The sequence below is a fragment of the Citrobacter sp. Awk 4 genome (genome assembly GCF_028069725.1).
Classification (GTDB): Bacteria; Pseudomonadota; Gammaproteobacteria; order Enterobacterales; family Enterobacteriaceae; genus Citrobacter_D.
This window is the reverse complement of the sequence record NZ_JANEWG010000146.1, coordinates 1-506: the sequence shown is the minus strand read 5'-3', so window position 1 is coordinate 506 and position 506 is coordinate 1. Positions and strand designations below refer to the sequence as shown.

2 pseudogenes are annotated in these 506 nt (G+C 36.0%); both read right to left on the bottom strand.

The features are described from left to right. Window positions 1-226: pseudogene (locus NNO04_RS22580) on the bottom strand (type IV secretion protein Rhs); the annotation flags it as partial. Continuing rightward, window positions 223-506 (bottom strand): annotated as a pseudogene (locus NNO04_RS22575) (RHS repeat-associated core domain-containing protein); the annotation flags it as partial. The pseudogenes NNO04_RS22580 and NNO04_RS22575, both read right to left, overlap by 4 nt.

Here is a 506-nt window from a genome sequence, read left to right as displayed (position 1 = left end):
TAATCGACTTGCTACCAATAAATTTCTTTATCAAAGGCAACCATTCAGAATAACTCCCTGACAGTTTTTCACTCTCATGTTTACTTGTCTTTGACCAATCTATTTTAGAACCCTTCCATTCAAAATGGTCAGATAGTTCATCAGCAAGATCTTCCCAATCCTCTATTATTTGAGGAGGGTTAGTGATATTTAATATCAACTCTTTTATTTCATTATCAAGAGTCATGAGCCTCTCCATGGTTTTGAGGGGAGATTAAATAGTTTCTGAAGCTTAGTTACTGTGGATTCTGATACTTCAAACAAGAAGTGTTCTCCCTTATCTTTCCCGCTAAACACATTAATATGAGCGCCACTTCTCTCATCAAATTCAATTCTAAATCCGGTTTTCCCATCAAGAGTGGTCATACCAACAGGTTGTCCCTTTGTAGAGCCAAATTTACCTGTATTAACTTTTTCTGCTACAAATCCACGTTCTTCAAGCCATTTTAATGCTTTATTTCTAGCTT